This window comes from Flavobacterium sp., assembly GCF_031409475.1.
Lineage (GTDB): Bacteria > Bacteroidota > Bacteroidia > Flavobacteriales > Flavobacteriaceae > Flavobacterium.
In genome coordinates this window covers 1-2,692 of record NZ_JANNXH010000007.1, presented here as the reverse complement: position 1 = coordinate 2,692, position 2,692 = coordinate 1, and the positions used below count along the sequence as shown (strand labels likewise).

The window sequence follows — 2,692 nt, the reverse complement described above, 5'->3', positions numbered from 1 at the left end:
AAAAAGTTTGCGTTGTGCGAGTTTTGGATTTGGAATTAATGGATTTGATGCTTGGTTTTCGTAGGTAAAAACTCTGCCCATTCCGCTCATCATATGATAGAGAATATGACAATGGAAAAACCAATCGCCCTCGACATTGGCATTAAATTCTAAAACATCGGTTTCCATTGGCATAATATCAATGATGTTTTTGAGTGGTGCGTAGTCGCCTTGTCCGTTTATAATTCTAAAATCGTGTCCGTGCAAGTGCATTGGGTGTCGCATCATTGAACCGTTGTAGATTGTTATGCGTACATTTTCGCCTTTTTTGATTAGAATTTTGTCGGTTTCGGAAACTACTTTGTTGTCTAAACTCCAAACATAGCGGTTCATATTTCCTGTAAGTTCAAATTTTAGTTCTCTTATTGGTGCATCTTTTGGGAGTGTTGTTTTGGTTGGCGATTTTAACATTGCGTAATTTAGGGTTACAATATCAGAAAGTTTGTTGCTGTTATAATCGTCTTCGGTCATTTTCATATCGCCCATTTTGTCGCTTTTGGGTTTTGCTTCGCCTGTAATTTCTGGATACATTACTACGTTCATATCCATTTGATTGTAAGACATACTCATTCCCATATCGTCTAAATTTCCGTTCATTTTCATCATATCGTTCATCATTTTCATACCTTCAAAATATTTTAATTTTGGTAGGGTAGAAGTGAGTTGTTTGATGCCATCGCCTAAATATAAAGATGCAGATTTTGTGCGGTCTTCGGAAGTTACCAAAAATTCGTAAGCGGTTTTATCGGCTGGAATGGTTACAATTATATCGTAGGTTTCGGAAACGGCAACGATTAATCTATCTACTTCAACAGGTTCTACATCGTTACCATCATTAGCCACTACGGTAATTTTTCCGCCTGCATAATTTAGCCAAAAGTAGGTTGATGCTCCGCCGTTTGAAATGCGTAAACGCACTTTGTCGCCACCTTTGAATTGCGAAAGTTGGCTTTCGTTTTTTCCGTTAATTAGAAACTTGTTATAATAAACATCGCTCACGTCCATTGCGTTCATTCGTTTCCATTCGTTGGTAACTTTGGTTTTGAAATGACCTTGTTGGATTGCTTCGGAATAACTTTGTGTTGTTCCTTTTTGAATAGCGAACCAATCGGTTGCGTTGTGCAACATTCGGTGTACGTTATCAGGATTTGCATCTGTCCATTCGCTTAAAACTATTGGAATACTTGGCAAATCGTCAATTCCTTTTCTATAAGTTGGGTCGTTTGCTTTTTTGAGCATTACAAAATTTCCATACATTCCGATTTGCTCTTGCAATCCCGAATGACTGTGATACCAATGTGTGCCGTGTTGTATGATTGGGAAAGAATATTTGTGTGTCGTTTTGGATTTTATTGGCATTTGTGTCAAATTTGGAACGCCATCTTCTTTGTTTGGTAAAAATAATCCGTGCCAATGCAATGATGTTTCTTCTTTTAACTCGTTATGTACATAAATTTCTGCAATGTCACCTTCGGTAAATGTGAGTGTTGGCATCGGAATTTGTCCGTTCACTGCAATGGCGTGTTTGGGTTTGTCGCCAAAAGTTACGATGGTATCACGCACATATAAATCGTAACGGACTATTTTTTGGGCGAAAATAGATTGAGATAGAATCAATATTATTATTGCCGTAGGCAATAATGATATGTTTTTTATTTTTTTATTTTTCATTTTGGTTTTCTTAAATCATTATAAATAGCATAATTCCACTCATAGCAATCATCAACGCATCTTCGATAATGGTAACTGTACTCATTGGCAAATTGAAAACTGCACCCAAACAAGCACATTGTATTTTCTTTTTGTTTAAGACAGATTGCAGAACTCCAATAATACTAATACTCATTACTATTACTGTAATTGAGTTTGTTAGTATTGGATTGAAATTGATTAAAAAAGCAACTCCTAAACCTAATTCGATAAATACATATAGATAAGCCCAAACTGGAATTTGTTTTGCTAAAACATCGTACATAACATAACTTTCTGCAAAACCTTTGATGTTTAATAATTTAAAAAAAGAGAAAATAAGAAAGAAACCTGACATAAAATGTCTCATTGCTTGCATAAAATCGAATTTTGAATTTTGTGTTTGCACTAATGTTGTTACTAATATAATGTAGAAAAATATTAGTAAAATGGGTTTGTAAGTTTCAAACCACGATTTTGTTTGTTCTGCAATTTCGCTATGATTGATTGCTGATATTTGGTATTTGTTGTCTAAAACTTTTTGTAAGTCGGACAATGCAATGTGTTTGTCCATTGTTATAGTTGCGGTTTCTAAATCTTTTGAAACGGCAACATTTGTAACGTTTTCAATAGTTATCAAAGCTGATTTTACTTTTGCTTCACAACTTGAACAAGTCATTCCTGTTAATTTATAGGTATGTGTCATTTTATACTATTTTAAAAAAAGACAAAGCCATTTATGACTTTGTCTTTAGATCTGTTCTGTTTTATTTTGCTTGCTCAACAACTAAATCTGTTAAAGGCATTCCACATTTTGAACATTTACTGTTTAATTTACCTTGAACTTCTGGGTGCATTGGACAAGAATAAATAGTTTTTGCAACTTTTTTATCGGTTGTTTTTTCTGTTAATTCCATACCACATTTAGAACATTTATCGCCTTTCACTCCCGTAATTTCTGGGT

The 2,692-nt window shown here is 34.4% G+C and carries 3 protein-coding genes; all 3 read right to left on the bottom strand.

Annotated elements, in window-relative coordinates; all coding sequences use genetic code 11:
* The coding region (locus RMO53_RS01295) for a multicopper oxidase domain-containing protein (protein WP_310377543.1) at window positions 1–1,710 on the bottom strand (1,710 nt) is incomplete at its 3' end.
* A 10-nt stretch (window positions 1,711–1,720) separates the two neighbouring features.
* Window positions 1,721–2,434, bottom strand: coding sequence for a MauE/DoxX family redox-associated membrane protein (locus tag RMO53_RS01290; RefSeq protein WP_310377542.1), 714 nt, complete (start codon window positions 2,432–2,434; stop codon window positions 1,721–1,723).
* 61 nt (window positions 2,435–2,495) lie between these two features.
* Window positions 2,496–2,692: heavy metal-binding domain-containing protein (locus RMO53_RS01285; RefSeq protein ID WP_310377541.1), on the bottom strand; the 197-nt coding region annotated here is incomplete at its 5' end.